Source organism: Sphingomonas liriopis (assembly GCF_024211255.1).
Lineage (GTDB): Bacteria > Pseudomonadota > Alphaproteobacteria > Sphingomonadales > Sphingomonadaceae > Sphingomonas > Sphingomonas liriopis.
This window is the reverse complement of the sequence record NZ_JAMLDY010000037.1, coordinates 1-1,171: the sequence shown is the minus strand read 5'-3', so window position 1 is coordinate 1,171 and position 1,171 is coordinate 1. Positions and strand designations below refer to the sequence as shown.

Genomic DNA, 1,171 nt, shown 5'->3' with positions numbered 1-1,171 from the left:
CCTCGTCTTAGTGGAATGACGTAGAGTTGGTTTGCCGCGTAGGATGCGGAGCCGGGGTGGGGGTGGCCACCCCCACCCCGGCGGCCGGCTGTCGGATCGGGTTCGTCCGGTTCCCTGGGGAACGTTGCTCAGCAGGATCGCAGCCGGCCACTTCATCGGGTCCGTATGGTTGCCGGAGCTTCTGGCTCCTGGACGAGGAGGGATCGACGAAGATGGCGCACAATAGCATGGTCGTAGCCGGGATCGACACCGGCAAGATGTGGCTCGACATTGCCTGCCACCCCTCGGGACAGGCGATCAGGGTGGAGAATGACGATGCAGGCCATATCCGTGCCGCGGGGTGGCTGGCAGAGCACGGTGTTCGTCGGGTCGGGCTGGAGGCGTCGGGCGGATATGAGCGCGGCGTGACGGCGGCGCTGCGCCGGGCCGGCTTTGCGGTCGCGGTGTTGCAGCCGCGGCAGGTGCGCGCGTTCGCGCTGTTCCGGCTGAAGCTGGCGAAGAACGACCGGCTCGATGCTGCCTTGATCGCATGCTGCACGGCCGAACTCGACGACGTGCGCGCAGCGCCCGACCCACGACTGGAACCGCTTGCCGAGCATCTGCGCCTTATCGAGCAGCTGGAAGGCGACCTCGCCCGCGCCAGGACCCGCGCCGAGGCCTTCCACCAGCCTCGCCACAAGCGCGCGCTGCAGCGTGAGGCCGAGCGGCTGGCACGGCGGGTCAAGGCGGAGCTGCTGCTGCTCGGCAAAGCCGTCGCCGCACAGGCTGATCTCGCCCGCCGCCTGGCGCTTGTCGAGAGCGTCCAGGGCATCGGCCGACGTACCGCACTGGCGCTGCTCGTCCTCATGCCCGAACTCGGTCGCCTGTCACGCGGCGAGGCCGCCAGCCTTGCCGGTCTCGCCCCCTTCGACCGCGACAGCGGCCAGTATCGCGGCCAACGCCGCATCCAGGGCGGCAGGCACCGCGTCCGCCGCGCCCTCTACGCGGCCGCGCTGCCCGCCAGCTTTCGCTGGAACAAGGCACTCGTCGACACCTACCAACGCCTGCGAGGCGCCGGCAAAAATCACAAACAAGCCCTCACCGCCTGCGCACGGAAACTCCTCATCTACGCCAACACCGTCCTCGCCAGACAAGCCGAATGGATGCCCGCATCATAATGGTTGCTGAGCCT

General features: G+C 68.5%; 1 protein-coding gene. It reads left to right on the top strand.

Translation table 11 applies throughout. From position 1 onward, the window contains the following. Positions 1-212: 212 nt before the first annotated feature. Entirely contained in the window at positions 213-1,157 is a 945-nt protein-coding gene (locus M9979_RS17175) for an IS110 family RNA-guided transposase (protein WP_254290719.1), read from the top strand. Positions 1,158-1,171 lie beyond the last annotated feature (14 nt).

Bases quoted from the DNA above. Each gene is read 5' to 3' on its own strand.
- M9979_RS17175 (WP_254290719.1), top strand. From the start codon at position 213: ATGGCGCACAATAGCATGGTCGTAGCCGGGATCGACACCGGCAAGATG.